General features: G+C 44.4%; 25 protein-coding genes. 9 read left to right on the forward strand and 16 right to left on the reverse strand.

Annotation, left to right across the window (positions count from 1 at the left end; genetic code table 11):
* Window positions 1-108: 108 nt before the first annotated feature.
* The 4 genes from ABZR88_RS10535 (at window position 109) to ABZR88_RS10550 (ending at window position 4220) form a co-directional block, all read left to right on the forward strand.
* Entirely contained in the window at window positions 109-1599 is a 1491-nt protein-coding gene (locus ABZR88_RS10535; protein ID WP_107828937.1) for a malate:quinone oxidoreductase, read from the forward strand.
* 307 nt (window positions 1600-1906) lie between these two features.
* The gene (locus tag ABZR88_RS10540; RefSeq protein WP_107828938.1) at window positions 1907-2173 is read left to right on the forward strand and encodes a hypothetical protein; all 267 of its coding nucleotides are present in this window, start codon (window positions 1907-1909) and stop codon (window positions 2171-2173) included.
* A 24-nt stretch (window positions 2174-2197) separates the two neighbouring features.
* Window positions 2198-2947: an ABC transporter ATP-binding protein gene (locus ABZR88_RS10545; RefSeq protein WP_107828939.1), complete on the forward strand. Its 750-nt coding sequence runs from the start codon at window positions 2198-2200 to the stop codon at window positions 2945-2947.
* Between the two features lie 52 nt (window positions 2948-2999).
* A complete protein-coding gene (locus ABZR88_RS10550; RefSeq protein ID WP_107828940.1) occupies window positions 3000-4220 on the forward strand; it encodes an ABC transporter permease in 1221 nt (406 codons plus the stop codon).
* Between the two features lie 228 nt (window positions 4221-4448).
* Here the strand turns inward: ABZR88_RS10550 and ABZR88_RS10555 are convergent, their stop codons facing one another.
* On the reverse strand, window positions 4449-4664 hold the full coding sequence (locus ABZR88_RS10555) for a hypothetical protein (RefSeq protein ID WP_107828941.1): 216 nt from the start codon (window positions 4662-4664) through the stop codon (window positions 4449-4451).
* A 617-nt stretch (window positions 4665-5281) separates the two neighbouring features.
* Here ABZR88_RS10555 and ABZR88_RS10560 point away from each other — a divergent pair.
* A complete protein-coding gene (locus ABZR88_RS10560) occupies window positions 5282-6505 on the forward strand; it encodes a multidrug effflux MFS transporter (protein WP_107828942.1) in 1224 nt (407 codons plus the stop codon).
* A 129-nt stretch (window positions 6506-6634) separates the two neighbouring features.
* Here ABZR88_RS10560 and ABZR88_RS10565 read toward each other — a convergent pair whose 3' ends face one another.
* The 10 genes from ABZR88_RS10565 to ABZR88_RS10610 form a co-directional block, all read right to left on the reverse strand.
* The gene (locus ABZR88_RS10565) at window positions 6635-7249 is read right to left on the reverse strand and encodes a thioredoxin family protein (RefSeq protein WP_107828943.1); all 615 of its coding nucleotides are present in this window, start codon (window positions 7247-7249) and stop codon (window positions 6635-6637) included.
* Window positions 7250-7264: 15 nt separating this feature from the next.
* Window positions 7265-7735, reverse strand: coding sequence for a TlpA disulfide reductase family protein (locus tag ABZR88_RS10570; protein WP_107828944.1), 471 nt, complete (start codon window positions 7733-7735; stop codon window positions 7265-7267).
* A 43-nt stretch (window positions 7736-7778) separates the two neighbouring features.
* A complete protein-coding gene (locus tag ABZR88_RS10575) occupies window positions 7779-8345 on the reverse strand; it encodes a C40 family peptidase (protein WP_107828945.1) in 567 nt (188 codons plus the stop codon).
* Window positions 8346-8471: 126 nt separating this feature from the next.
* The gene (mutS, locus tag ABZR88_RS10580) at window positions 8472-11081 is read right to left on the reverse strand and encodes a DNA mismatch repair protein MutS (RefSeq protein WP_107828946.1); all 2610 of its coding nucleotides are present in this window, start codon (window positions 11079-11081) and stop codon (window positions 8472-8474) included.
* A gap of 150 nt (window positions 11082-11231) precedes the next feature.
* Complete coding sequence (gene rseP / locus ABZR88_RS10585; protein WP_107828947.1) at window positions 11232-12575, reverse strand: RIP metalloprotease RseP; 1344 nt, start codon at window positions 12573-12575, stop codon at window positions 11232-11234.
* 13 nt (window positions 12576-12588) lie between these two features.
* A complete protein-coding gene (locus ABZR88_RS10590; protein ID WP_107829013.1) occupies window positions 12589-13764 on the reverse strand; it encodes a 1-deoxy-D-xylulose-5-phosphate reductoisomerase in 1176 nt (391 codons plus the stop codon).
* Window positions 13765-13780: 16 nt separating this feature from the next.
* A complete protein-coding gene (locus ABZR88_RS10595; RefSeq protein ID WP_107828948.1) occupies window positions 13781-15289 on the reverse strand; it encodes a GH3 auxin-responsive promoter family protein in 1509 nt (502 codons plus the stop codon).
* A 6-nt stretch (window positions 15290-15295) separates the two neighbouring features.
* Window positions 15296-16012, reverse strand: a complete 717-nt coding sequence (locus tag ABZR88_RS10600) for a glycerophosphoryl diester phosphodiesterase membrane domain-containing protein (protein WP_107828949.1) — start codon at window positions 16010-16012, stop codon at window positions 15296-15298.
* 9 nt (window positions 16013-16021) lie between these two features.
* A complete protein-coding gene (locus ABZR88_RS10605) occupies window positions 16022-16990 on the reverse strand; it encodes a glycosyltransferase family 2 protein (RefSeq protein ID WP_107828950.1) in 969 nt (322 codons plus the stop codon).
* 147 nt (window positions 16991-17137) lie between these two features.
* Complete coding sequence (locus tag ABZR88_RS10610) at window positions 17138-18088, reverse strand: glycosyltransferase family 2 protein (RefSeq protein ID WP_107828951.1); 951 nt, start codon at window positions 18086-18088, stop codon at window positions 17138-17140.
* A 115-nt stretch (window positions 18089-18203) separates the two neighbouring features.
* On the opposite strand from ABZR88_RS10610, the gene ABZR88_RS10615 reads away from it, so the two are divergent.
* Window positions 18204-18626, forward strand: a complete 423-nt coding sequence (locus tag ABZR88_RS10615; protein ID WP_369434721.1) for a DUF5990 family protein — start codon at window positions 18204-18206, stop codon at window positions 18624-18626.
* 7 nt (window positions 18627-18633) lie between these two features.
* Window positions 18634-18963, forward strand: a complete 330-nt coding sequence (locus ABZR88_RS10620; protein ID WP_107828953.1) for a YnfA family protein — start codon at window positions 18634-18636, stop codon at window positions 18961-18963.
* 111 nt (window positions 18964-19074) lie between these two features.
* Here ABZR88_RS10620 and ABZR88_RS10625 read toward each other — a convergent pair whose 3' ends face one another.
* Together ABZR88_RS10625 and clpB are read right to left on the reverse strand one after the other, a co-directional pair.
* Window positions 19075-19404: an Ig-like domain-containing protein gene (locus ABZR88_RS10625; RefSeq protein ID WP_170113616.1), complete on the reverse strand. Its 330-nt coding sequence runs from the start codon at window positions 19402-19404 to the stop codon at window positions 19075-19077.
* A 222-nt stretch (window positions 19405-19626) separates the two neighbouring features.
* A complete protein-coding gene (clpB, locus tag ABZR88_RS10630) occupies window positions 19627-22233 on the reverse strand; it encodes an ATP-dependent chaperone ClpB (protein ID WP_107828955.1) in 2607 nt (868 codons plus the stop codon).
* A gap of 363 nt (window positions 22234-22596) precedes the next feature.
* On the opposite strand from clpB, the gene ABZR88_RS10635 reads away from it, so the two are divergent.
* On the forward strand, window positions 22597-23928 hold the full coding sequence (locus ABZR88_RS10635; protein WP_107828956.1) for a sensor histidine kinase KdpD: 1332 nt from the start codon (window positions 22597-22599) through the stop codon (window positions 23926-23928).
* 2 nt (window positions 23929-23930) lie between these two features.
* On the opposite strand, the gene ABZR88_RS10640 is transcribed toward ABZR88_RS10635, so the two are convergent.
* Together ABZR88_RS10640 and ABZR88_RS10645 are read right to left on the reverse strand one after the other, a co-directional pair.
* Window positions 23931-24677 (reverse strand): YdcF family protein, encoded by a 747-nt coding sequence (locus ABZR88_RS10640; RefSeq protein ID WP_107828957.1) that lies wholly within the window; start codon window positions 24675-24677, stop codon window positions 23931-23933.
* A 26-nt stretch (window positions 24678-24703) separates the two neighbouring features.
* Entirely contained in the window at window positions 24704-24904 is a 201-nt protein-coding gene (locus ABZR88_RS10645) for a YqaE/Pmp3 family membrane protein (RefSeq protein ID WP_107828958.1), read from the reverse strand.
* A 118-nt stretch (window positions 24905-25022) separates the two neighbouring features.
* Here ABZR88_RS10645 and ABZR88_RS10650 point away from each other — a divergent pair, with 118 nt between their 5' ends.
* A complete protein-coding gene (locus ABZR88_RS10650; RefSeq protein WP_107828959.1) occupies window positions 25023-25919 on the forward strand; it encodes a pirin family protein in 897 nt (298 codons plus the stop codon).
* A 173-nt stretch (window positions 25920-26092) separates the two neighbouring features.
* On the opposite strand, the gene ABZR88_RS10655 is transcribed toward ABZR88_RS10650, so the two are convergent.
* Entirely contained in the window at window positions 26093-26527 is a 435-nt protein-coding gene (locus tag ABZR88_RS10655; protein WP_107828960.1) for a carboxymuconolactone decarboxylase family protein, read from the reverse strand.
* Window positions 26528-26531 lie beyond the last annotated feature (4 nt).

The following is a 26531-nucleotide window of genomic DNA, read 5'->3' on the forward strand; positions in this document are numbered from 1 at the left end:
AATTCGGCATTTTGGGGACAAAATATCTTCGTTTTTTCCCGAACAACCGGTACCAGAACCCTCAAATTGAAACACAGCCACTGTGTAACGGCCACGTGAATAAGTAAAATGAGCAATACAAATCAAAATTCAGAAGTTGATGTAATTTTAATTGGCGCAGGTATTATGAGCGCCACACTGGGTTTTATGCTGCAGCAATTGCAACCCGGTTTAAAGATTGAGCTTTTTGAGCGCCTGGATGTCATGGCGGCCGAAAGCTCTGACGCCATGAACAACGCCGGTACCGGTCACTCTGCTTTTTGCGAGCTTAACTATACCCCACAACTGCCTGATGGTTCGGTAGATATCAGCAAAGCCATTAAAATTGCAGATCAGTTTGAGATCTCTAAGCAATTCTGGGCTTACCTCATCGAGAATAAATTTATTACCAACCCTACCTCATTCATCACCAAAGTACCGCACATGAGCTTTGTTTGGGGCGATGAAAATGTGGACTATCTGAAAAAACGCTATAACGCGTTAAGCGGTCACCACTTTTTTGCAGGTATGGAATATGCTGAAGATGCTGCTACACTAAACAAGTGGATCCCGCTGGTAATGGAAGGCCGCGCCGAAGGCGAAAAGGTTTCTGCCACCCGTATGGATATTGGCACCGACGTAAACTTTGGCGCGCTGACCATCGAATTGATTGACAGCATGAACAAGAGCGCCGATGTAAACGTATCGCTTAGCCACGATGTTACCAACGTTAAACGCAAAGGCGATAAATGGCAACTGACCGTTAAAGATTTGAAAACCGGCAACAGCCGCAAGCTTACCGCTTCATTTATATTTGTTGGTGCGGGTGGTGGTGCGCTGCACCTGCTTCAAAAATCGGGCATACCAGAAAGCAAAGGGTTTGGTGGTTTCCCGGTAAGCGGCCAGTGGCTGGTTTGTAACAATCCGCAGATAATTGAGCGCCATCAGGCTAAAGTATATGGTAAGGCTTCGGTTGGTTCGCCGCCAATGTCTGTACCTCACCTTGACACACGTATTATTAATGGCAAAAAATCATTGCTGTTTGGTCCGTATGCCGGTTTCTCAACCCGTTTCCTGAAACAGGGATCACTGTGGGATCTGTTTGCTTCCATTAAAGGCAATAACATTTATCCGCTGATGAAAGCGGGTATCGATAATATTCCGCTAACCAAGTACTTGATTGGCCAGGTAATGCAATCGCAAGATGATCGCTTGAAAGCGCTGCACGATTATTACCCTAACGTTAAAAAAGAAGACTGGAAACTGGAATTTGCCGGTCAGCGTGTACAGGTAATTAAAAAAGACCCGAAACGTGGCGGCGTACTGGAATTTGGAACAGAAGTAGTTACCGCAGCCGATGGTAGCATTGCTGCCTTGTTGGGTGCATCGCCAGGCGCATCAACCTCTGTGCCTATTATGGTGCAGCTGATTGAGCGTTGCTTTAAAGACAAAGCCAAAACACCAGAATGGCAAGCCAAACTAAAGCAAATGATTCCATCATACGGTCAATCATTAGCTAAAGATACCACCCTGGCCAACAGCACCCGTGAGCATACGGGCAAGGTTTTGGGGATTGTTTAGTTAGCTAAGAGTTCATGGATCATGGTTCATGGTCGGAACTTGAACAGATAAAATATCTAAAAGCCTTACTAAGTATTTAAAACTTAGTAAGGCTTTTACTCTTTATATACGTTAGCGTGCGCCAGGTGTCATCCTGAGCATTGTCGAAGGGCGCGCGAAGGCCTTTTTTAGATTTGCTACTTCGGGCGGTTTAGCACCCAAAACTAACATTCGTAGAAAACAGGACCATATTTCGTCTAATTTCCCTCTCCTATATCATCCATTTTGTGTTTAGCTTTGTTCATCAACAATTCTAAAACACAAAATTATGACAAGCGTAAATCCCTATTTGAATTTCGGCGGCAATTCAGAAGAAGTGCTGAATTTTTATGCAAAAGTATTTCACACTCAAATCGCCATGATGATGCGTTACGGCGATAGCCCAGACCAGGAAAACCTGCCTGCCGAGCAAAAAAACGCATTAATGCACGGCTCTTTGCCACTTGGCAACACCATGCTGATGGTTACCGATGCGTTTGATAGCTGGCGGCCAATCTGGCAGTCCGTTTATGCCGCAAAGGCGTCGTGGCGGTAGTGGTGGCGGAGGAGGCCGCGGCCGATGAGCAAGCGCATTTTAGAAATACACGACCTGAAGCGCGAGTTTACCATGGGGAGCGAAACCGTACGCGCACTTAAAGGCATCACGTTCAACGTAGAGGCCGGCGAGTTTGTAACCATTATGGGTAGCAGCGGCTCTGGCAAAACCACGTTGCTTAATATACTTGGCTGCCTGGATAAACCCACCATCGGCACCTACCAGCTGGATGGTGTAGATATTAAAGCGCTATCGCGCAATGATTTGGCTATGCTGCGCAATCATAAAATAGGTTTCGTTTTCCAGGCTTATAACCTGTTACCGCGTACATCGGCATTAGAAAATGTAGAACTGCCGTTATTATACAACAAAGATATCAGCAGTGCCGAACGCCGCGAACGGGCCATTAAAGCCCTGGAGGCTGTACGATTGGCCGAAAGGCTGGATCATACCCCCAGTCAGCTCTCGGGCGGGCAACAGCAGCGCGTAGCCATAGCCCGGGCATTGGTGAACGAACCTGTAATGATTTTGGCCGATGAAGCCACTGGTAACCTTGACTCACGCACATCATACGAGATTATGGCCCTGATGCAGGACCTGAATCAAAACCAGGGCAAAACCATTGTATTTGTAACGCATGAGCCGGATATCGCCTCGTTTAGCAGCCGCACCATTATGTTGCGCGATGGCATTGTTCAGAAAGATACCATGAATGAAAACCGCAAATCGGCCAGGGAAGTGCTGGACAATTTGCCACATACTGATGATTATTAATTATTAAACAGATTAAAAGCTTTCTGCTTTAGCCTTTTAGCTTTCAGTTCAAATGAATATAACCAACCTGATACGGATAGCCTTCAGGGCCCTGTTGCGCAACAAGCTGCGGGCTTTTTTGACCATGCTGGGCATTATCATTGGCGTAGGTGCGGTTATTACCATGGTGGCCATTGGTCAGGGCTCAAAAGAGAGCATTCAATCACAATTGAGCAGCATGGGCTCAAACATGATTACTGTGTTGCCGGCCAGTAATGTTAACGGCGGCGTACGTATTGCAGGCTCCAGCTTCCAAACATTGACATCTAAAGACATCACCCTGCTAAAACGCAATGTAGAAGATATCAACTCCCTATCGCCATCGGTAACCTCGCGTGGACAGGCCATTAATGGTGCGCTCAACTGGCCGACACAAATCCAGGGCGTATCTCCAGATTATATGGATATCCGTAAACTGACACTTAAAGACGGCATTTCATTTACCAATGCAGATGTACTTACCTCGGCTAAAGTTTGCCTGATCGGTCAAACGGTTATTGACAACATCTTTCCAAATGGTGAAAATCCGATTGGCAAAGTAATCCGCTTTAACCGTATCCCATTCCAGATCATCGGTATCCTCAATCCAAAAGGACAGAATGCCTTTGGACAGGATCAGGATGATATCATCATCGCTCCTTATACCACGGTGCAGAAACGTATCCTGGCCACCATCTATTACCAGAACATCTACGCATCTGCAACTAACGAAGCGGTGACCGATGCTGCCGTAAACGAAATTACCGAAACGCTAAGAGAATCGCACCGGCTACGCGACAGCGAGGATAACGACTTCCAGGTACGCACCCAGGCCGAATTGATCAACACCCTCAGCTCAACCAGCGGATTGCTGACCACCCTGCTTACCGTTATTGCCGGCATCTCGCTGGTTATTGGCGGCATTGGTATCATGAACATTATGTATGTATCGGTAACAGAACGTACCAAGGAAATAGGCTTGCGCATGTCTATCGGCGCCAGGGGGATTGATATCCTGCTTCAGTTTTTAATTGAGGCCATCATCATCAGCATTATCGGGGGCATTATCGGCGTACTCTTAGGCATCACCGCCGCTCGTATTGTTACACTCACGTTAAACTGGCCCACCATTATCTCTGAAACGTCTATCGTGGTATCGTTTATTGTGTGCGGTATCACCGGTATCTTCTTCGGTTATTACCCCGCACAGAAGGCTTCGAGGTTAGATCCTATTGAGGCATTGAGGTATGAGTAATTTCGGATTTGGGATGTTCAATTTCGGATTACAAGTTAATCATAGCGACACAAAGAGAATTACTAAAGCTCACATCCTTGTGCTCTCTACATTAAGCTCACTGTACTCCATGGTTATATTATCGGCTAAATCCGAAATTGAACATTCCTAATCCGAAATATGTATAAAACAACAAACCCGTTCATGCCATAGCCTGAACGGGTTTGATGCATTAAAGCAAATTATTGCTTACCAACCTTGGCCTTTTTTAGCATTGCCTTTGCTGATATGATCTTCAGCAGAAGCTTTGCTAAGGATAGCCGACATTTTGTTACCATCAGCATCTTTACCGGTAGCAATGTAACGGCCAGACTTTACGTCGATAGTAGCGTCAAGCATGGGCACATTTTTGGTTTTTGTCTTCACAGAATACGCGGTAATACCGCCTCCATTTGCGTTTGCCATTGAATAAAAGTTTAAAGTTTATAAGTGTTAACCGTTCTATTGGTTGTTTGTTTAACAGCGGTAAATGTATTTTTTGGCCGAAAACAGCTACAATTATAGTATACTAATTGATATTTAACATTGGGGGAAGCCCAATAGTTATCCACATTTCAACATAAAACATCAATTTTACTGCTTTTAACCGTTAATTAAAGTGGCACTACACCTGTATACAATGCCGTAAATGGCCAGAACTGCCACAAACAGATACTATACCGTTGCCTACAAATTGCTTTAATAAAAGTAATTATGCATACCAGGCCATTGTTAATAACAGTAGGCTTACAAGGCAAAAACCAATAAATAATTTAATCATGATATTAATTTTTAAGTCCATTAACGTAAAGATTGATAGTCAAAAGTAATTTATTTGCCTCCCCCGCCTATCCGTACTACCACGCATATTACCCCGTGAAAACACTGTACCCTGGTGGGTTATTTATCAATACCAGTTTTCATATTGTTACCGGTCATTGTCGTTCTGTGCATCCATCAATTGTTTACAGCCAGGTTATATTTGCTTAAAAAACAGCAATAGTATTTAGGCTATATTTGCGGCCGCTTTATTTAAAACAGTCATGACTAAAGGACGATATTTCTTTCTGGTGCTTATCCTCGGTTTGCTGACAGCATTAAGTCCGTTTAGTATAGATATGTATCTATCCGGCTTTCCAGATATTGCAAAAAGCCTGCACACCACGCTTGAGAAGGTGGGCCTATCTCTCTCGGGTTACTTTATTGGCCTGGCTTTTGGTCAGCTACTGTATGGCCCTTTGTTGGATAAATTTGGCCGCAAACTACCGTTATATGCAGGACTGGGCGTTTATATACTGGCGTCTGTAGCGTGTTTCTTTGTTAATGACATTGACCACTTCATCGTCTACCGCGTTATCCAGGCATTGGGTGGCTGCGCTGCATCTGTAGCTGCAATGGCCATGGTACGTGATATTTTCCCGCTGGATGAAAACGCTAAAGTTTTTGCCCTACTGATGCTGGTTTTAGGCACATCGCCCATGCTGGCACCTACTATTGGCGGTTATATTACCGTCGCCTTTGGCTGGAACACCATTTTCCTGTTATTAGGCGCTATTGCGGTAGTAATATTTGCCTTGGTAGCCTTCTTTTTGCCCGATGGTTATAAACCCGATAAGCACCTATCGTTAAAACCAGTGCCGATCCTCACCGGATTCTGGAATGTATTGAAAGTACCTCAGTTCTACACGTTCGCGTTTGCGGGTGCGGTGTCATTTGCCGGACTATTTACCTACGTGGCCGGTGCACCTATGGTGTTTATGAAAATCTATCACCTGGATGCCAGGCAGTTCGGCTGGGTATTTGCCGGCCTGTCTGTTGGTTTTGTTGGCTCGGGGCAACTTAACGCCATCATTCTGAAGAAATATACCAGTGCGCAGGTAGTGCCCATTATTTTCCTGGTACAGCTTATTGGTGGCGTGATATTCCTGATCGGTGCAGCAGGTGGATGGTTTAACTTGCCGTTAGTTATCGCCATGATCTTCGTTCAGCTCAGCTGCATTGGGTTGTCAGCTCCAAATACCTCCGCCCTATGCATTGCTCCGTTTGAAAAGAATGCTGGTACAGCCGCAGCACTTCTAGGTGCCATACAATTGGGCATTGGTTCTATGGTAACCACCATCATGAGCTGGTTCCATACCGTAAGTACTGTTCCTCTGGCTGCGGTAATGACCGGGGCCGGATTTTTGGCTTGTGCCATCTATTTTATTGGTAAACGCTATATCAAACATCAGGTAGAAGCCGTGAGCGGCGCAGTTGTAGCGCATTGATGTTGAAGAGTGGTAAAGAATTTCCCATAAAAAAGCCTCCCCTTTGAAGATCCTAAGGTGAGGCTAAAAAGGCGAAAGGTAAAAGAGAATAATCCCTTTTACCTTTCGCCTTTATCCTTTCACTCCAAATCAGGCTCCTTTTTTCCATTTAATGCTACAGCCAATAGCTTTGGTTGATGTAATTGCGGGCTTATTACCGGCTAGCAATGCGTTTACCGCATTTTGTACGTAATTGGTGTGGTTGGGGTTGGCGTTCTCGGTATCGTCATCAATAGCGCCTATATATTGTACTACATTGCCTGATGCTGTTTTTTGCAGCACAAATACATGCGGTGTAGCTTTAACTCCGTAAGTGTGGCTAATATCCTGCGTTTCGTCCAGTAAATAAGGGAAAGTATATTTACGTTCGGCAGCACGCTTTTGCATGTTAGGGTAAGAATCCTCAGGCAACGCAACCGGATCATTCGGACTGATTGCAATTACCGGGTAACCCTTGCCGGCATACATTTTATCCAGCTCCATAATACGTTTTTCATAAGCTTGCGCATACGGGCAATGGTTACAGGTAAACACCACAATATAGCCTTTGGCAGATGTATAATTAGCCAGCGATATAGTTTTGCCATCAACGTTTTTCAGTTTGAAATCAGCAGCGGTATCGCCCACTTTATAGCCTTCAGTGGCAGGCTTAAATGCTGTTAGGGCCAGGCCCGCGATCAGCAATAATGTCATCATCTTTTTCATAGTCAATGGGATTTTTTACTTATTGGCTTGATATAGTTTATTTAACTCGTCATACGTAAATTCCTGTTCATAAAACTTACGAATACCCTTCTTTTGACTGACAATCAAGGTACCCGGCAGCGCACCGCTCCAGTCTTTATCAATAGCATTTATCCACTCCTCATCGCTCTTGCGCTGGGCCAGAAATATTTCGGTTTTATACTGATGTTTTTTGATGAACGGAATAACGTCGGTGTTTAATTTAGATTGAAAATCCATGCTCACCAGCAAGATTTTAACCGGTTGATTTTTATGCGTAGTCTGAAATTTCTCGTAGTTAGGCAGCTCTGCTACGCAGGGGCCACACCAGGTAGCCCAAAAGTTAACGATGTAAACGGTATCGGCATTACTAACGCGCTTTTGCAGATGGCTCATGTCCAGCAGTTTCACCTGTGCTGATGCAGACAGACCGATAAATAAGAAGAGAAGAAAAATCAGACGTTTCATGATAAATGTATAACGTCCAATTTACAAATTGTTGTTAAGCAAATTACAAATTTGCCGCACTCACCGGCACCTCGAATACCGATCCGGCCCGTGAGAAGTATTTATAAATTGAAGGATCACGCAGACGTACAATTATTACCCCCCTGCGCGAGCTGGCGTGCACCACATAACCGTTTTGCAGATAAACACCTACATGGCTATATTTTTTTCCGTCAAAGTCAAAGAAAACCAGATCGCCCTCCTGCAAATCTTCCTCATATTTACGTTTGACCATGGTTACCTGCTGACTGGTCATACGTGGGATATTGATGTTGTACACCTGTTGCTCCAATAGTTGAGCCAGGCCAGAGCAGTCGATCCCATCTTTATCCTGGCCGCCAAATTTGTACGGAGTGCCCCACCATTGATCTATAAAGGCATACAGGCGTCCGTTTTGAATGGCGTCTTTATTAACCCCCATTAATTCCGAATACTTTTCGACCACAGAAGCCTGAGGTTTAACCATTTCGCCGGGCGCACCCTTCATGGCGGCTTTGCGGGTATGACAAGCCGACAGAATCAGCATCAAAACAACCAGCGGCAAATAAAATCTGACGGAAATATGCTTCATGCCGCTAAAATATAAGGCTGATAGCTTGTTAGATAGCAGATGTTTTGAACATATTAACATCCCCTTTTATTCCCCCGAAAAGGATAGACCTAAATCTCCTCCCCTTCGGGGAGGTCGGGAAGGGTATTATGACTTCAGCATCCGCTGTATCTCATCCAGCTTCATCATCGCTTCCACCGGTGTTAAGGTGTTTACGTCCAGGTTATTCAGCGTATCACGAATCTTCACCAGGATTGGGTCATCGATAGAAAACATCTGCAGCTGCAGAGCTTGCTTCTGCACTTTTTTCATGCTTTCTTTAATGCTCTCGCCACCAGTGCGTTCGTTTTCCAGTTTTTTGAGAATCTCATTAGCTCGGCTCAATACTTTTGACGGCATACCAGCCAGTTTAGCCACGTGGATACCAAAGCTATGCTCGCTTCCTCCTGGTACCAGCTTACGCAGGAAAATGATCTGATGGCCAACCTCTTTCACCGTTACATTAAAGTTTTTGATACGGTTAAAGCTGTTGCTCAACTCGTTCAACTCATGGTAGTGCGTAGCGAAAAGCGTTTTGGCTTTGTAATTAGGATGATTATGCAGATACTCGGCAATGGCCCAGGCAATAGAGATGCCATCATAAGTTGAGGTACCGCGACCAATCTCGTCCAGCAAAATCAAACTCCTGTCTGACAGGTTATTGAGGATACTGGCAGTCTCGTTCATCTCTACCATGAAGGTTGATTCGCCTGACGACAAATTGTCCGACGCACCTACCCTGGTAAAGATTTTATCTACCAAACCAATAGATGCCTCTTTGGCCGGTACAAAGCAACCCATCTGTGCCATCAACACAATCAGGCCGGTTTGGCGCAATAAAGCAGATTTACCCGCCATATTGGGACCCGTAATAATGATGATCTGCTGTGAATCAGAATCCAGGAAAACATCGTTAGTGATGTAATCCTCGCCCGGGGGCAGGTTTTTCTCAATCACCGGGTGGCGGCCGCCTTTAATATCTATCACCCGGCCATCATTAATTTGTGGCTTAACGTAATAGTTTTTAATGGAGATAGATGCAAAGTTGAGCAGCACATCCAGGCGTGCAATCAGCTGCGCATTGAGCTGGATGGGCTTGATGTATTCCGTAAGCGAATAAAGCAGATCATTATACAGGCGGGTTTCCAGCGCAAAGATCTTTTCTTCGGCACCGAGGATCTGCTCTTCGTATTCCTTCAGTTCAGGCGTGATATAACGCTCGGCATTTACCAGCGTTTGCTTACGAATCCAATCGGTAGGCACTTTATCCCGATGTGCGTGCGTAACCTCCAGGTAATAGCCAAATACGTTATTAAACGCCACTTTAAGTGATGGAATACCGGTAATCTCTGCCTCACGCTTCTGAATTTCAAGCAGATAGCCTTTACCACCGTAAGCAATCTTCCGCAAGCGATCCAACTCTTCGTTCACCCCATCGGCAATTACTCCGCCTTTAACAATCATAGCAGGCGGCTCTTCGCTTAGCTCTTTTTCTATCTTATCGCTGATGAAAGCGCAAGCATTCAGTTGATTACCTATTGTTTTCAGCGGCGCGTTTTCAGAACCATCGGCTAGTACTTTAATCGTCTCAATAGCCTTGAGAGATCGCTTCAACTGGCAAACCTCGCGCGGATTAGCCTTTTGCAGACCAATCTTTGAGATCAATCGCTCCAGATCACCAATCTGGCGGATGTGTTGTTGCAAATCCTCACGCAATTCATCATGGCCTATCAGGTATTCTACAACATCCAACCGATCATTAATCGGCTTTAACTCTTTCAGCGGCATCACAATCCAGCGGCGCAGCAAACGGGCGCCCATAGGCGAGCAGGTGTGATCGAGCACATCAACCAGTGTCAACGCATTCTCGTTAGCCGAGCCTACCAGTTCCAGGTTGCGGATACTGAAACGATCCAACCACAGGTGGCGGTCTTCCTCTATCCTGCTGATGGCCGATACGTGCTGCAGGTTGCGATGTTCAGTCTCGTTCAAATAATGCAGCGCCACGCCGGCAGCCACAATACCTAAATTCAACTTATCAATACCAAAGCCTTTGAGCGATTTTACGCCGAAATGCTTCAGCAGCGACTCCTGGGCATAATCGCCAGAGTACGGCCACTCATCCAGCATGTAGGTGTAGTAACGATCGCCAAAACGCTCTCTGAAATCGTGATTACGGCTCTTGGGGAAAATAATCTCATTCGGACTAAAGCCCTGCAGCAACTTGTCTATATAGTCGGGATTACCCTGTGCTGTAATAAACTCGCCGGTGGAAATATCAATTAAGGCAATACCAATGCTGTTCTTCTCAAAATAAAGCGAAGCCAGGTAGTTATTGCTCTTTTGCTGAAGGATGTTGTCGCTAACGGCTACGCCGGGCGTCACCAGTTCGGTAACGCCACGTTTTACGATGGTTTTGGTAGTTTTAGGATCTTCCAGCTGATCGCAAATGGCCACACGCTGACCCGCACGTACCAATTTAGGCAGATAAGTCTCCAGCGAGTGATGCGGAAAGCCTGCCAACTCAATGTGCGATGCCGAACCGTTGGCCCGTTTGGTTAAAACAATGCCCAATATCCCCGCTGCCTTTACGGCATCATCCCCAAAAGTTTCATAAAAATCGCCTACTCTAAACAGTAACAACGCACCCGGGTATTTACCCTTGATCTGGTTGTATTGCTGCATTAACGGCGTTTCTTTGATTTCTCCTTTAGCCAAACGTAACTCCTTCTGTTAAACCCGTAAAGTTAACTTATTGCGGTATGATTAAATGATTTGTGGAAAAGTTGAGGAGGTGTGGAAAGCTCTCTGATCTTCAACAAAAAAAGCCGCGCGGGGCGGCTTTCTCCAACAATTTAATATTGTTTATTATTTCTTAATCACCTTCGTGATATCGTTTCCAAATACAAACACCATCAGGGTAACCAGGATCACAAAACCAACCAACTGTGCACGTTCCAGGAACTTATCGCTCAGTGGTTTACCTTTAATCATCTCAATGATCAGGAATACGGCATGACCACCATCCAGCGCCGGGATAGGCAGCAGGTTCATCAACGCCAGCGCCATTGACAGCAGGCCTACCATGCTCCAGAATTTAACCCAGTTAACATGGCTACCAAACATACGTGCCATGGCAATAGGGCCGCTGATAGCCTTATTAGGTTTCACTTCGCCTTTAAGCATTTTGCCAATACCTTGAGCATTTACACTAAATAAATCCCAAGCCTTAGAAGCACCCACCGGCAGTGAACTGGTGAAGCCATATTTTTGGGTAATTTCTTTAATGCTATCGTGCCCCAGCACAATACCTGGCTTACCATCCATAAAACCCATAGTGGCGTTTTTATTTACGGCCGCACGTAGCGTCATGGTATCAGCTTTGCGTTTCACCAGCAAATCAACCTGCTGGTTTTTGTATTTCTGTATCTCCGTATGCAATACATCTAAAAACGGCACCGGCACTTTGTTTACTGCCAAAATGCTATCGCCATGTAACAGACCTGCTTGCGCGGCAAAACTGCCTGTCTTCACACTATCTACAAAAAATTTGCTGCGCGGAGTTACAAACTCTTCTATACCATAGTCAGAAATATCATTCAGAATTGTTGGCGGTACTTTTACAGTAGCCTCCTGGCCGTTGCGGTCAACGGTTAATACGGTATTGCCCAGCAGCACTTTAGAGCTAATCAGATCTTCAAATCTGGCAATTGGTTTGCCATTGGCTTCGGTAACCTTGTCGCCTGGTTGAAGGCCAATTTTCAGACCGATTTTGCCCGGAACAATGCCGTATTTTAGGCTGGTGTTTGGCACATAAGTTTCTCCATACTTAAGGGTAAGCATCCAAAAAATGAAAACCCCCAGAATGATGTTCACGGTCACACCGCCCAACATCACTATCAGACGCTGCCAGGCTGGTTTTGAACGAAACTCCCATGGCTGCGGCGGACCGGCCATTTGCTCGGTATCCATAGATTCATCTATCATGCCGGCAATTTTAACATAACCACCCAACGGCAGCCAGCCAATACCGTACTCTACTCCTTTATAATTAAATTTAACAAGGCTAAAATTCCAGGCATCGAAAAACAAATAGAATTTCTCCACCTTGATTCCGAAGGCGCGCGCTGCAAGAAAATGTCCCAGTTCATGCAGGATCACCAAAATTGAAAGGCCCAGCAAAAGCTGGCCCACCATTATCACTATATCCATTCGTGTGTTTAAATCAGATAGTTACTGCCTTTAACGGCATTTGTTTGATTAAATTTTGCGCTAATATGCGTGTTTCTTTATCAGTATTCAAATAATCTTGCATAGTAGGCGCAGCGATGTACGGCATTTTAGTCATGCAGGTTTCAATGATATCGCTCATTTGCAAAAAGCCAGTTTCATCCTTCAAAAATCCTGCCACTGCCACCTCGTTTGCCGCATTGACAATACATGGCATATTGCCGCCCTGTTTCAATGCATCAAAACACAACGCCAGGTTGCGGAAGGTTTTCAGATCAGGCTGCTCAAAGCTAAGAGAAGGATAATCTAAAAAGCTGAAACGCTTGTAATTATTGGCAATACGCTGCGGATGACCGAGTGCATATTGTATAGGCAGTTTCATATCAGGCAGGCCCATTTGTGCTTTTAACGAGCCATCTCTAAACTGCACCAGCGAGTGAACGATGGATTGCGGATGCACAATCACCTCAATCTGATCAACATTTACATTGAAGAGCCATTTGGCCTCGATCACCTCCAGGCCTTTGTTCATCAACGTGGCCGAGTCTATAGTGATCTTGGCGCCCATTACCCAGTTGGGATGTTTTAATGCCTCTTTACGGGTAACATTTGTCAGGACGTCTGCAGTTTTGCCACGGAACGGACCGCCGGATGCCGTAAGGATCAGCTTCTCAATCTCGTCATACTGCTCTCCTACCAAACATTGAAAAATAGCCGAGTGCTCAGAATCAACCGGCAGGATAGATACATGATGTTTGCGCGCCAGATCGGTAATCAAGTCTCCGGCAACAACCAGTGTCTCTTTATTTGCTAACGCGATTTCTTTGCCTGCCTTGATAGCTTCAATAGTAGGTTCTAAACCCGCGAAGCCTACCATGGCGGTAAGCACAGTATCAATCTCTGGATGGGTAACTATTTCTTTGATGGCTTCTGCTCCACAATGCACTTGGATTGATGTATGCGCAAGCGTCTGTTTAACCTGCTGATATTTTTCTTCGTTGCAGATCACTACGTGCGCAGGGTTAAACTGCAGGGCTTGCTCAATGAGCAGATCAGCACTGTTTTGTGCGGTTATGGCATAAGCACGAAACAAGCCGGGGTTCTCGCTAATCACCTCCAACGTTTGCGTACCAATGCTGCCTGTGGAACCTAAAACGGCAATATTCTTTATCTTATTCAATGTACTGTTATTCTTTTCCAACGTCCAACCTCAACATTTCTTCGGCAATCTTCCTGTCGTTTGAAAGGCGGGGCACTTTATTTTGTCCGCCCAATTTTCCCTGCGAGCGCATGTAATTTATAAATGCGTCTTTTTGCAGGCTTTTGATCACCAGAGGCTGCAATATGTTACCCTCAATCAGGTCAAAATAGTAAATATTTTTCTGCTGAAGTGCTTTATCAACTTTCAGGGCAAAGGCTTGCAGATCTGCCGGTGCCTTACCAAACTCAATCAACCACTCATGATACGGCAACTGACCAGCCTGCGGATTAACCTGCGGTGCAACCGTAAACTCAACTACATCAACCCCTTCGGCCTTGGCCACGCTCATCAGTGCATATTCAACTTCTTCTCCAATCACATGCTCACCAAAGGCTGATATATAGTGCTTTATACGCCCAGTAACCAGCAGTAGATACGGATCTTTCGATACAAACTTAACGGTATCGCCAATGCTGTATCCCCATAAACCGGCGTTGGTATTGAGGATAAGCGCGTAGTTTTTATTCAACTCTACCTCGGCCAGGCTCAAACGCGTTGGGTTGTCATTAAAATATTCATCCGCTGGGACAAACTCAAAGAACATCCCCGCATCGGCCAGTAGCAGCAGACTTTTATCTTTCTGCGAGTTCTGGAAAGCGATGAAGCCTTCAGATGCCGGGTAGGTTTCAATAGAATCTATGGCAAAACCGATGCTCTCTTCAATCCTTGCGCGATAGGGTTCATAATTCACCCCACCATAAACAAACAGCTTGAAGTTAGGGAAAATGTCTTTAATCTTTTTACCGTCGCTACGTGCCGAAAGCCTGTCAAAATACATCTGGCACCAGGGCGGTATCCCGCTGATGAGGCGCATATCCTCCTGCAGCGTCTCTTCTACAATGGCGTCAACCTTCTGCTCCCAGTCCTCTATACAATTAGTCTCGTAACTTGGTAAGCGGTTCTTTTGCAGATACTGCGGCACGTGATGCGCCACAATGCCCGAAAGACGGCCGGTATCAATACCATGTTTCTTATTTAATATCGGGCTTCCCTGTAAAAAGATCAGCTTACCATCTACAAAATCAGACTTGCCGGTCTCGTGGATGTAGTTCAGTAAAGCATTCCTCGCGGCCTTGATATGCTCGGGCATGCTTTCTTTAGATATTGGAATATACTTTACGCCCGATGTTGTGCCTGAAGTTTTAGCCAGATAAGCAGGTTTGCCGGGCCACATTACATCTTCCTCGCCGTCAACCACACGGTCTATGTATGGACGCAGATCCTCGTAATCGCGGATGGGAACGTGTTTTTTAAAATCTTCGTAAGATTTAATCTGACTGAAATGATGATCTCGACCGAATGCGGTGTTCTTAGCCTGATCAATAATGGTTTGAAAAGTTTGTTGTTGCAGACCGACAGCATTACCACGCACCTTATTCAGACTCCGGTTAACCACCGACGCAAACACCTTACTCAAAACCGATTTCAGTCCCATAACAAATCAGTTGGTTTCAGATAAGTCGTCGTCTACATCCTGATGGCTGTAAACCAGTTTGCGGTAGGTAACAATCAAAATAACATTTACCAGCGGATAAGTAATCATTACACCAACAATCAGCGCTGCAAAGCCTAAAACGATTAGACCGATGCTGATCAGCAGGATCAACACAATCTTACCCAGATTATCTTTAGTGAGTTGAAAGCTTTGTTTTAATGATTCAATCGGACCGGAGTCATCATCTACTATAAAGCAAACACAGAACATGTATCTCAGTACCAGGTACATTAGCGTTAACACGCCAATAGTTCTGAACACGGCTTGTAGCGCCGGATACTCCTTCAGCCAAATCTCAACAATAAAGAAGTTATAGGTAGTTACAATGAAGGCGAACAAGATACTGATAGTAATAAAACTCACCACCATACGCAACGACGGGATGATCTGCGAGAATTCAAACTCATAGTACTCGCTATCTATCAGCGTAAATATCAGCTTATACAAACCAAGTGTAGTATATCCTTGAATGAAGATCAGCAGGAAGAACAGTATGGTCTGAACGGTAAAATCAGAAGTAGACTGATAAAAGAAATTGATGACCTGTATAAGCGCAAGAATAATTACCGCTATCACAGAAAAAACCGTGATAGTAACAAAGTTCTTCTTGATAATGTGCCACGAAGTCTTTATTGTTTCTGCAACAGAAAAAGGATGGTACATAGTTACCGTTTATGCTTTTTTTAATATAACGCGCTTCCAAAGATCCTGCATAAATCCTAAACCGTAGGCGGTTAATTGAATAAAGGCAGCAATTAGGCTCAAAAATGCAACTTTTGGCGATTTATTTTTAATTAACGAATGAAAAAATATTAACAAAAAATAGATTGCCAACATTGCATTGGCCAGTAGAGCGATCTTTAAACCTAATATATTTAATATTACAGCAGTTAGCAAACCCAACGTAAACACAGCCGGGAAAAAGTGCACCAGTTTCAGCTCTGACGGGAAAAATTTATAAATATTGATCCGCGCCCTGCCGAAAAAGTGCAGCTGTTTAAAAAACTGCCTGAAGTTAGTGCGACGCTTGTGATACACTTTAGCATCAGGGATCAGCCCTATTTTGAAACCTTTGGTGTGGATGCGGATACTGTACTCTATATCCTCACCCAGGTAAGGAATAATAAATCCACCGACACTCTCCCAAACTTTGCGCGAGAGCCCCATATTAAAGCTGCGCGGGTGGAACTGCCCTATCCCCTTTTTGTTGCCACGGATGCCTCCGGTGGTAAACGGCGACGTCATGGCATAGCTAATGGCCTTTTGTATGGGGGTAAATGATGGATGTGCAGCATCCGGCCCGCCGTAGCAGTCAAGGTAATCATGCGAAAGATGATCTGCTACAATTTCCAGGTAGTTAGCAGGGATCAGGCAATCAGAATCGAATATGATAAAATAATCGCCTTGGGCACGCTCAAACCCATAGTTGCGGGCAAAACCCTGACCGCTATTGGGCTTCTCAAAATATTTTACATCCAGCCGGTTTTCATAGCTGCGCACAATATCTTCGGCACGCAGTTTAGAACCGTCCTCTATCACCAGCACCTCAAACCGGGTATAGGTTTGGCGGGTAAGGGTATCCAGCAGTTCATTAATCTCCTGCGGGCGGTTATAGAGCGGTATAATGATAGAGAAAAACACTTTAGATAGATGTAAGATTTGAGATATGAGACTTGAGGTGAGCGCTTATTTAGATTTGATACACAGATTGGAAATGAGATAAGAATAAAATTAATTTAATTTCAATTCTTGTCTCATTTCTCCAATCTCACGTCTCAAATCTAAAAATCAGACCACTTCCTCGATCTGGTATTTGTTTCTGTCGGTGCCGTTACGTGCAATAAGCTCGGCCACAAAACCTGTTAAAAACAGTTGTGAACCAACGATAATGGCCGTAATAGCAATGTAGAACAACGGCATCTCAGTAACATCGCGGTAAGCGCGGTGATGAGCTATGAGATAAAGTTTCTCGGCCAGGATCCAGATAGAAATGATAAGACCGGTAAAGAAACTTAGCACCCCCATTGAACCAAAGAAGTGCATCGGGCGCTTACCAAACTTGCCGACGAAGAAAATAGACAGCAAATCCAGAAACCCGTTAATAAACCGGCTCATGCCAAACTTGGTTTTGCCGTATTTGCGGGCGCGATGCTCTACCACCTGCTCGCCTATCTTTTTAAAACCAGCCCATTTAGCCAGCACGGGGATATAGCGGTGCATCTCGCCATACACCTCAATATTTTTTACTACGGCGCCACGATAGGCTTTCAGTCCGCAGTTAAAATCATGCAGGTTGTTGATACCCGACATTTTGCGGGTAGCAGCATTGAACAACTTGGTAGGGATAGTTTTGCTGAGCGGATCATAGCGCTTGGCTTTCCAGCCGGAGATCAGATCGTAGCCTTCTTCTTTTATTCGACGGTAAAGTTCCGGAATTTCGTCTGGGCTGTCCTGCAAATCGGCATCCATGGTAATTACCACATTGCCTTTGGTTGCCTCAAAACCGGTGTTGAGCGCGGCAGATTTACCGTAATTACGACGGAATTTAATGCCTTTAATGGCCGGATTCTGGTCTTTCAGCCTAACGATCATATCCCATGAGCCGTCGGTACTGCCATCATCAACCAAAACAATTTCGTATGAAAAACGATGCTCGTCCATCACCCTGGCTATCCATGAGGTAAGCTCGGGCAATGATTCAACCTCATCGTATAAAGGTATTACAACTGATATATCCATTGGTAAGAGGAAACGTAAACCATACCTGCGCTATTGTGCATCAGGGTTAGGCACGTGGCGCAAAAATATAAAAAAGCTGCTATATTGTATGCGTTGCCCAACACCACAAATGTTTATGTTGATAACGCTATCTATCATTCTTGAAAATCCGAATATTGACGTAAGCTTTGCGCTGCAAAAAGGATCAGGAAGCAGGTTTGAAGTAGCGCAAAGGCAGCAATCAAAAACCGGCGAAGATTTGTGTTTTGAACTGACAACTGAAGTAAAGCCCGACAAAAACAATCCTCATCTAGCTGATTTTAGAGGTCCGTTTATTCAGGGGACTCCCGGCGAACGTTTCATCTACCTTAATATCGGGAAATACGCGGGTGCCGCCGATGAGCCGTGGGATCGCCGGTTGAAAATTCCGCTGACCGGCATCAGTATGGCTACGGCAAACGACAATGTACACCTGATTACCCACGTATCCGGCCAAGGCAAAGACGGCACCCCCAATTGCGCTACCGTAAAACCATTTGTGGGTTGGAAATTGAAATAACAATTAAATGAACATCATCAGATCTTTTGTACTTTTTATACTGGCTGGCCTGTGTGAAATTGGCGGCGGCTACCTTATCTGGCAATGGCTAAAAGCCGACAAACCCGCCTGGTATGGCCTAACCGGCGGAATAATATTGATACTTTATGGTGTGGTAGCTACCTGGCAAACAGCATCATTCGGTCGGGTTTATGCCGCTTATGGTGGTATATTTATTATTTTATCAGTTTTATGGGCGTGGAAAATTGATGGTTTTAAGCCCGATAAATATGATATTATTGGCGCATTGATAGCTTTATTAGGCGCTTGTATTATAGTTTATGCACCGAGAAAATAACACTGAAGCTGAAAGGTAAAAGCGTAAAGCCAAAAGCATACTGCCATTTTACCCGTTTGTATTAGAAAAAAGCTTTTTACTTTAACTTTTCTGCTTTTAGCTTAAAAGAGATTAATTAGTCACCACAATAACCAGCTTACCTTTGGTGGCGCTGTTTTTATCTTTAACACTTACCCAGGTTGTACCTGGCGATGTTGCATAGATAATACCCGTCTGAGACACAGTGACAACCGACTCATCACCTGTTGACCAAACAACGGGAAGGGTAGAAAAACTATCGGGCGTAAATACGGGTTTCAGGGTCTGGGTATCTCCAACCTTGAGATTTAAAGTTTGATCATTAAAAGAGATGGATTGCAGGACGCTTTGCAAGTCGGCTTTCTGGCAAGAGAATGCGCCGATCATAAGGATAAGGAATAGGATACCGTAGATGCGTTTCACCTTCAATTAGGGATTTATGAGGGTTCAAAAATAGGAGATATTTTAAATATTAAAAAAATACTTATCAACATAAAGCACTATAAAACAGTCATAAACAGTATATTATTCCTAAAAGCTCTAAATTAATTAAAACATTTCGAAAACAACCTACGTAAAAAAGCAAAGGGAACGTATATAACGACGCTCCCTTTTTCATTATTAAAAGCTTTACGAGCTGATAAATTACTCGTTATTTCCGGTATTCATAAACACAAACTGATTATCAAACATATCCAGCTTGATGGTACTGTTACGGTCCACTTTTCCCGCCAGTATTTGTTTAGACAACTCGTTCAGGATCTTTTTCTGAATAACACGTTTAAGCGGGCGGGCACCAAACTGTGGATCATATCCTAACTGAGCCAGCCAATCCAGCGCCTCGTCAGATGCATCAATGGTAATACCCATCTCGGCCAGTGTTTGCTGCACGCTACGGAACTGCAGTTTAACAATATCGCCAATCTCATTTCTACTTAGCGGAGTAAACATGATAATCTCATCAATACGATTCAAAAACTCTGGCCTGATAGTTTGACGCAACAACTCAAACAGTTGATTTTTAGTCTTAGCTATTACCCCCTCCTTGTTGTTCTCTTCGTCATACCCCTGGAAATTCTCCTGAATAATATTTGAGCCGATGTTTGAGGTCATGATAATGATCGTATTCTTAAAGTTTACCACGCGGCCCTTGTTATCTGTAAGGCGGCCATCATCCAGCACTTGTAGCAAAATATTAAATATATCTGGGTGTGCCTTTTCAATCTCGTCAAGCAAAACAACACTGTAAGGCTTGCGGCGAACAGCTTCGGTTAACTGACCGCCTTCATCATAACCTACATAGCCCGGAGGCGCGCCAATTAACCGAGATACGGCATGACGCTCCTGATATTCTGACATATCTATACGCACCAATGCCTGCTCGTCATTAAACAGAAACTCTGCCAGCGCTTTAGCCAGCTCGGTCTTACCCACACCGGTAGTACCCAAAAAGATGAACGACCCGATAGGCTTCTTTTTATCCTGCAAACCGGCGCGACTACGGCGGATAGCGTCACTAATTGCTTCAATAGCTTCATCCTGCCCTGCTACACGTTTGTGCAGCTCGTCTTCCAGGTTAAGCAGTTTCTCGCGCTCGCTCTGGATCATTTTTGATACCGGGATGCCAGTCCAGCGAGATACCACACCGGCAATATCTTCGGCAGTCACCTCCTCTTTCAGCATCCGGCTATCTTTCTGGTTTTCCAGCAGTGCAGCTTTCAGTTTCTCTACTTCCTGCTCGGCTTCTTTAATGCGGCCATATTCTAATTCGGCCACTTTGCCATAATCACCTGCGCGTTTGGCCTGCTCGGCTTCAAGCTTATAGTTCTCAATCAGTTCAACTTTCTGGTTGATGCCATCTACCAGATCTTTCTCGCTTTGCCATTTGGCACGTACAGAATCGCGCTCTGACGATAGGTTGGCTATCTCTTCACTCAGTTCTTTTACACGGTCAGTATCTTTTTCGCGTTTAATAGCTTCACGCTCAATTTCCAATTGCATGATGCGGCGCTCCAATTCATCCACCGCTTCCGGCACTGAGTCCATCTCCATACGGAGTTTTGATGCAGCCTCGTCCATCAGGTCAATCGCTTTATCAGGCAAGAAACGATCAGAAATATAACGTTGAGACATTTCTACCGCCGCAATAATAGCCTCGTCTTTAATATGCACCTTGTGGTGCGTTTCGTAACGCTCCTTCAATCCACGCAAAATAGAAATGGCATCGGCGGCATCCGGCTCATCCACCAGCACCATCTGGAAACGGCGTTCCAGGGCTTTATCTTTCTCCAGGTATTTCTGATACTCGTTCAGCGTAGTTGCACCTATAGCGCGCAATTCGCCGCGTGCCAGGGCCGGTTTCAAAATATTAGCCGCGTCCATAGCACCCTCACCACCACCAGCACCCACCAGGGTATGAATCTCGTCTATAAAGAGCACGATATCGCCATCGCTTTGGCTTACTTCTTTTATAACAGCTTTTAATCGCTCTTCAAACTCGCCCTTATATTTGGCACCGGCAATCAGCGCACCCATATCCAGCGAGTAAACTATTTTTGATTTCAGGTTCTCGGGCACATCACCTTTAATAATCCTAAAAGCAATACCCTCGGCAATAGCGGTTTTACCTACACCGGGTTCACCGACCAGTATCGGGTTATTTTTGGTACGGCGAGAGAGAATCTGAATCACCCGACGAATTTCATCATCGCGACCGATCACCGGGTCAAGTTTGCCTGATTCTGCATACTCGTTCAGGTTACGGGCGTATTTATTTAGCGCATTGTAAGTAGCCTCGGCATTTTGGTCGGTCACTTTGTTATCACCACGCAAATCAACAATGGCCTTTTTCAGGTCTTTCTCGTTAACGCCGTAATCTTTCAGCGCTGTAGATGTTTTATCGCTAACCGCAAGTATCCCCAGCAGAATATGTTCTACCGAAACAAACTCATCTTTAAACTCCTTCAGATAGCCCTGGGCTTTTTGCAGAGCAGAATTAGCGTTGGTAGATAAATATACATTGCTACCGCTAACTTTTGGGAACGATGCGATCTGCTGATCGAGCGACTCGTTCAGGCGGTTTAAGTTTACGTTTAGTTTTTTCAGCAAGTAGCTGATCACATTTTCATCAACCAGTAACAAACCCTTGAGCAAATGCGCATTCTCAATAGCTTGCTGCTGATTGCCTATAGTAATCTCAGAAGCCTTCTGTACAGCTTCCTGAGCTTTGATGGTAAAATTGTTAAAGTTCATATCTGTTTGTCATCAAAACGTTTGCCAGTACCATTTCGCCTGAAAAAAAGTCAGCCATTGTTAATTTCAAGAGACAAATTGTCCAGGTTATTATGACTAACAATTATTATCTTTGAAATATTAAACCAATCCCCCTAAGTTGTGTTTAAGGTGATATACATCAATACCCCCAAGCTATGAAAAAGGTTTTTTCGGCAATTGCCGCGTTTGCCGTACTTGTGTTTTGCATTGTGGCATATTTCTTTGGTTTTAAAGACTGATATCCTCGCTCTGCTTTGAAATAATCTACCTGATTATCAAGCTTTAATCTTTTTTACAAAAAGTAAAAAGCATATTTTTAGAGCTGCTTAGTCCTCTTCAACATTGAATACTTATTTTTTTAAAAATGTACCAAAGGCCCAAAGGGCTGCCTTTAGAAACAGTTACGCCTTTCAGAACCTGAAAGCGGTACAAATTGTCAGCATTATTTTCTTTGTATTAAATTTACTGCTGCGCCTGTTTACCATTTTTATTCCGGAGAGCTTAACACACGCGGCCAATTACCCCGAATTTAGCTTTACCAACTGGCTGTATCTTATTGTTACGCCGATGTTTTACCTGACAACTATGCTGCAGGTGAATAGCTATCGAAAAAAACATAAAGCAACGGGATTAACCACGGCCATTGTTATCCTATTCTCTCTGTTTCTGCTTTTTAGCGGCATTATGGGCAGCTTTATTGCCATGTACGATCCGCGTAGTAACCTGACGCTTTATCTGGTAGCGCTGATTACTGTTGCCGTAACTTTTATTATGGAGGTTGAAGACACCATTATGATGACCATAGTGGCAGAGTTGATATTTACGCTCATCCTTTTCCTAAGCCGTGCCGATCCTACCGATGTGCTTTATAATCAACTAACATCTATTATTGTATTGACGGGTTTCTACTTTATGTCGCGCTATTTTTACTCGTACAGGGCCAATCACTTTTTACAGCTCAACGAGATTCAACGCAAGAACATTGAGATAGAAAAAGCCAGCGATTTTAAGAACGATGTGCTTGGTATTGTTGCACATGACCTGCGCAACCCTATTGCCGCTATTGAATCTATAGCGATGGTTATGGAGCTGGACAAATTGGACGCCGAGACAGAAGAAAGTTTAAGCATGATCAAAGCATCGTGTCTTAAAGCGCGCAGCATTGTGAATGACTTGCTGGAGACAGCCAGGCACGAGGGCGACAGTCACCTGGAACTACATCCGGTAATCCTTAATGATTCACTAAAAAATATTGTTAACGCCTGGACCAATCTTACTACCACCCAAAGCCGGATTGTGTTAAGTGCGACGCCGCAACCGATAAACGTTTTATTAAATACCGATAAATTTAACCGTGTGCTGGACAATCTGATCAGCAACGCATTGAAGTTCTCTAAAGCAGGCGATCAGCTTGATATTATACTTACCGAAACAAACGGCAAAGCACAAATACGAGTGCAGGATTATGGAGTAGGCATCCCCGCCTATATGCTGCCTCTTATTTTTGAACGTTTTACCAAAGCCGGCCGCAGCGGACTAAACGGCGAAAAATCAACCGGATTAGGGCTGAGCATTGCCAAACAGATCATAGAGAAACATGACGGCAGCTTAAAGGTAGAAAGTGAAGAAGGCCGCGGATCTACTTTTATCATTGAGATACCGGTTTTGAGCTAAATTTACATTTTTGAATTGACCATATACCCTACCATCTCCTTCACGTAAGTTGGCCAGTAAGTAACCGTGGCAAAATCTGGTATTAACTGCTGCAATGAAAAAGCATCGCCACCCAGAAAAAAATTGCAGGGGTACGGATCTACATCTATTCCCTGGTTGCGAAAAATCATCAATGCCCTGCGCATATGGAAAGCTGATGTTACCAGCAGATATTTAGGCTTTATTCCTTTTTCTTGCAGTAGCTCTTTAGAGAATTTGGCGTTCTCATATGTATTGCGAGACTTTCCATCAATCAGCACCGCGCTATCAGGAACATTAAGCTGTTTTAACTGTAACCTGGTCCACTCACCTTCACTATAGCCACCATGTATCAATTGCCCATTACCCCCGGTTATCAGAATGTGTGAAACTTTGCCTATTTCATACAAGCGCATGCCTTGAATAAACCTATCGGCAGTTGCGTTAAAAAAACCATTCTGCTCATCATCTGTCGACGTAAACCCTCCTAGTACAATTGCAGCGCTATACTTTTTGCCTTCGGGCAATTCAACACGATGAAAATCCCAGTTCCATGCTACTACCGTAAACAAGTATGGGCAAGAGAGTACAAGTAATAGCACAACAGCAATTCCTCCGGTCCATTTCCTTAGTTTTCTGCGGCGGGTATAGGCAGCTATCAGCAGTAAAGTGATCACCCAGTTAAGCGGCAGGATCAAAAAGTAAAGGATTTTAGACAGGATGAAATACATACGTATGATTAAGGTTGATCTTTATTTTAATAACGATTGCGCCTGATGGCCCGCATAGTTTGCCGGTGCCGACGGGCGTCATAATAATCGCTGGTTACTAATATGGCGTGGATCACTCCGGGTATCCAGAAGCAAAGCGTTAATATGCAGCTCAATATAAAAGCTAAAATGCGACCGGTGCTCAGCACCGCTACAGGCGGCAGTACAATGCAAAGAAAATATCTCATAATAACTATTAGAGCCCGAAGATATTAATCTGTTACTGTATTTTTTTATTTGAGGTTGCCTTGCATCAATTTTTAACAGATACTTAATAACTTGCCATACATTTCAAACCGAAACATCATGTCAAACATCGATCTGATTATTGAAGAGCGCCCACGCGATATTGGCAATTTCCTGGTAGGCCGCCTGCTGCCTTTTTCCAGCAAACGCATGGTTGGCCCGTTTATATTTATAGATCACATGGGGCCGGCACTATTACCACCGGGTAAAAATCTGGATATTCCGCCGCATCCACATATCGGTCTGTCTACCCTTACCTATTTGTTTGAAGGCGCTGTGATGCATAAAGACAGTCTGGGAACTGAGGTTGAAATAAAACCTGGCCAGGTAAACTGGATGACGGCAGGCAAAGGCATTGCCCACTCAGAACGCACACCCGATTATTTAAGAGAAAGTGAGAAAAGCCTGCACGGTCTGCAGATCTGGGTGGCTTTACCAAAAGAACTAGAACTGATGGAGCCATCATTCCACCACGCTAATGAAGATGAATTACCAGCCTGGCAAACAGACGGTGTTGACTATAAGCTGGTAGCCGGACAAATTATGGGGCATCAATCGCCCATACCGGTTTACAGTCCGCTATATTTCCTGGAGGTTAAAAGTACAGAACAAAAAAGCATCAAGATAGGCAATGAGCTTTATGGCGACTGCGGTTTGTATATTCTGGAAGGAAGCATTGAGAGTGATGGCGTAACCTATGAGTCAAAAGAATTACTGGTAGCCAAAAACAGTCAGCTGTGCGAGTTTATGGTTAACCCGGGCACTACGCTGTACTTCTTTGGCGGCGAACCATTTCCCGAAGAACGTTTCATCTACTGGAACTTTGTAGCCAGCGACCGTGAGCGTATAGAGCAAGCCAAACAAAAATGGCAGGAACAACAGTTCCCGCCCGTACCCGGCGAAACAGATTTTGTGCCCCTGCCACCAGATCATTTGCATTTGAGAGCGAGACAATGATTTAGTGAGTAGTGAGTAGTGAGTAGTGAGTAGTGAGTAGTGAGTAAAAACGTATTGAGATTTACGAAGTTTTTAAAACTTCGTAAATCTTTAAGTCTTTTATCGGCGTAGGCTTGCTTAATTAGTTTATCAGCAGATTTACACAATCACAACTTACTAAAAATTCTCAATAATTATGCCGGCATCAAATTCAATGACACACCAATCCTGTTCCAGGCGTTGATGGTAACAATGGCCATCAACACCTCGCTCAGGTATTTTTCACCTAACAGGTTTAAAGCGTTGTTGTAAGTCTCGTCAGATACACGGCCGGTAATCAGCGTCACTTCTTCGGCCAACTTGAGTATGGCGCGTTCTTCGGGAGAAAAGAAAGGAGTTTCATGCCAGGCGCTGATGTTGTAGATACGGCGCTCGGTTTCGCCATCATGACGGGCCTCCTGGGTGTGCATATCAACACAATACGCACAGCCGTTTATTTGTGAAGCACGTATTTTAAGCAGATGTTTGTGCAGTTTGTTTAAGCCTGATTTTGCTAAAAATCCTTCCAGGCCTAACATTGCCTTATAAGCTTCGGGATTAACTTTTGAGAGATCAATTCTTGTTTCCATTGTA

It is taken from the genome of Mucilaginibacter yixingensis, assembly GCF_041080815.1.
Classification (GTDB): Bacteria; Bacteroidota; Bacteroidia; order Sphingobacteriales; family Sphingobacteriaceae; genus Mucilaginibacter; species Mucilaginibacter yixingensis.

What these genes read in the sequence shown, in the direction of transcription:
- ABZR88_RS10535 (WP_107828937.1), top strand. Translation starts at nt 109, where the DNA reads ATGAGCAATACAAATCAAAATTCAGAAGTTGATGTAATTTTAATTGGC.
- ABZR88_RS10540 (WP_107828938.1), top strand. Translation starts at nt 1,907, where the DNA reads ATGACAAGCGTAAATCCCTATTTGAATTTCGGCGGCAATTCAGAAGAA.
- ABZR88_RS10545 (WP_107828939.1), top strand. Translation starts at nt 2,198, where the DNA reads ATGAGCAAGCGCATTTTAGAAATACACGACCTGAAGCGCGAGTTTACC.
- ABZR88_RS10550 (WP_107828940.1), top strand. Translation starts at nt 3,000, where the DNA reads ATGAATATAACCAACCTGATACGGATAGCCTTCAGGGCCCTGTTGCGC.
- ABZR88_RS10555 (WP_107828941.1), bottom strand. Translation starts at nt 4,664, where the DNA reads ATGGCAAACGCAAATGGAGGCGGTATTACCGCGTATTCTGTGAAGACA.
- ABZR88_RS10560 (WP_107828942.1), top strand. Translation starts at nt 5,282, where the DNA reads ATGACTAAAGGACGATATTTCTTTCTGGTGCTTATCCTCGGTTTGCTG.
- ABZR88_RS10565 (WP_107828943.1), bottom strand. Translation starts at nt 7,249, where the DNA reads ATGAAAAAGATGATGACATTATTGCTGATCGCGGGCCTGGCCCTAACA.
- ABZR88_RS10570 (WP_107828944.1), bottom strand. Translation starts at nt 7,735, where the DNA reads ATGAAACGTCTGATTTTTCTTCTCTTCTTATTTATCGGTCTGTCTGCA.
- ABZR88_RS10575 (WP_107828945.1), bottom strand. Translation starts at nt 8,345, where the DNA reads ATGAAGCATATTTCCGTCAGATTTTATTTGCCGCTGGTTGTTTTGATG.
- rseP (WP_107828947.1), bottom strand. Translation starts at nt 12,575, where the DNA reads ATGGATATAGTGATAATGGTGGGCCAGCTTTTGCTGGGCCTTTCAATT.
- ABZR88_RS10595 (WP_107828948.1), bottom strand. Translation starts at nt 15,289, where the DNA reads ATGGGACTGAAATCGGTTTTGAGTAAGGTGTTTGCGTCGGTGGTTAAC.
- ABZR88_RS10600 (WP_107828949.1), bottom strand. Translation starts at nt 16,012, where the DNA reads ATGTACCATCCTTTTTCTGTTGCAGAAACAATAAAGACTTCGTGGCAC.
- ABZR88_RS10610 (WP_107828951.1), bottom strand. Translation starts at nt 18,088, where the DNA reads ATGGATATATCAGTTGTAATACCTTTATACGATGAGGTTGAATCATTG.
- ABZR88_RS10615 (WP_369434721.1), top strand. Translation starts at nt 18,204, where the DNA reads ATGTTGATAACGCTATCTATCATTCTTGAAAATCCGAATATTGACGTA.
- ABZR88_RS10620 (WP_107828953.1), top strand. Translation starts at nt 18,634, where the DNA reads ATGAACATCATCAGATCTTTTGTACTTTTTATACTGGCTGGCCTGTGT.
- clpB (WP_107828955.1), bottom strand. Translation starts at nt 22,233, where the DNA reads ATGAACTTTAACAATTTTACCATCAAAGCTCAGGAAGCTGTACAGAAG.
- ABZR88_RS10640 (WP_107828957.1), bottom strand. Translation starts at nt 24,677, where the DNA reads ATGTATTTCATCCTGTCTAAAATCCTTTACTTTTTGATCCTGCCGCTT.
- ABZR88_RS10645 (WP_107828958.1), bottom strand. Translation starts at nt 24,904, where the DNA reads ATGAGATATTTTCTTTGCATTGTACTGCCGCCTGTAGCGGTGCTGAGC.
- ABZR88_RS10650 (WP_107828959.1), top strand. Translation starts at nt 25,023, where the DNA reads ATGTCAAACATCGATCTGATTATTGAAGAGCGCCCACGCGATATTGGC.
- ABZR88_RS10655 (WP_107828960.1), bottom strand. Translation starts at nt 26,527, where the DNA reads ATGGAAACAAGAATTGATCTCTCAAAAGTTAATCCCGAAGCTTATAAG.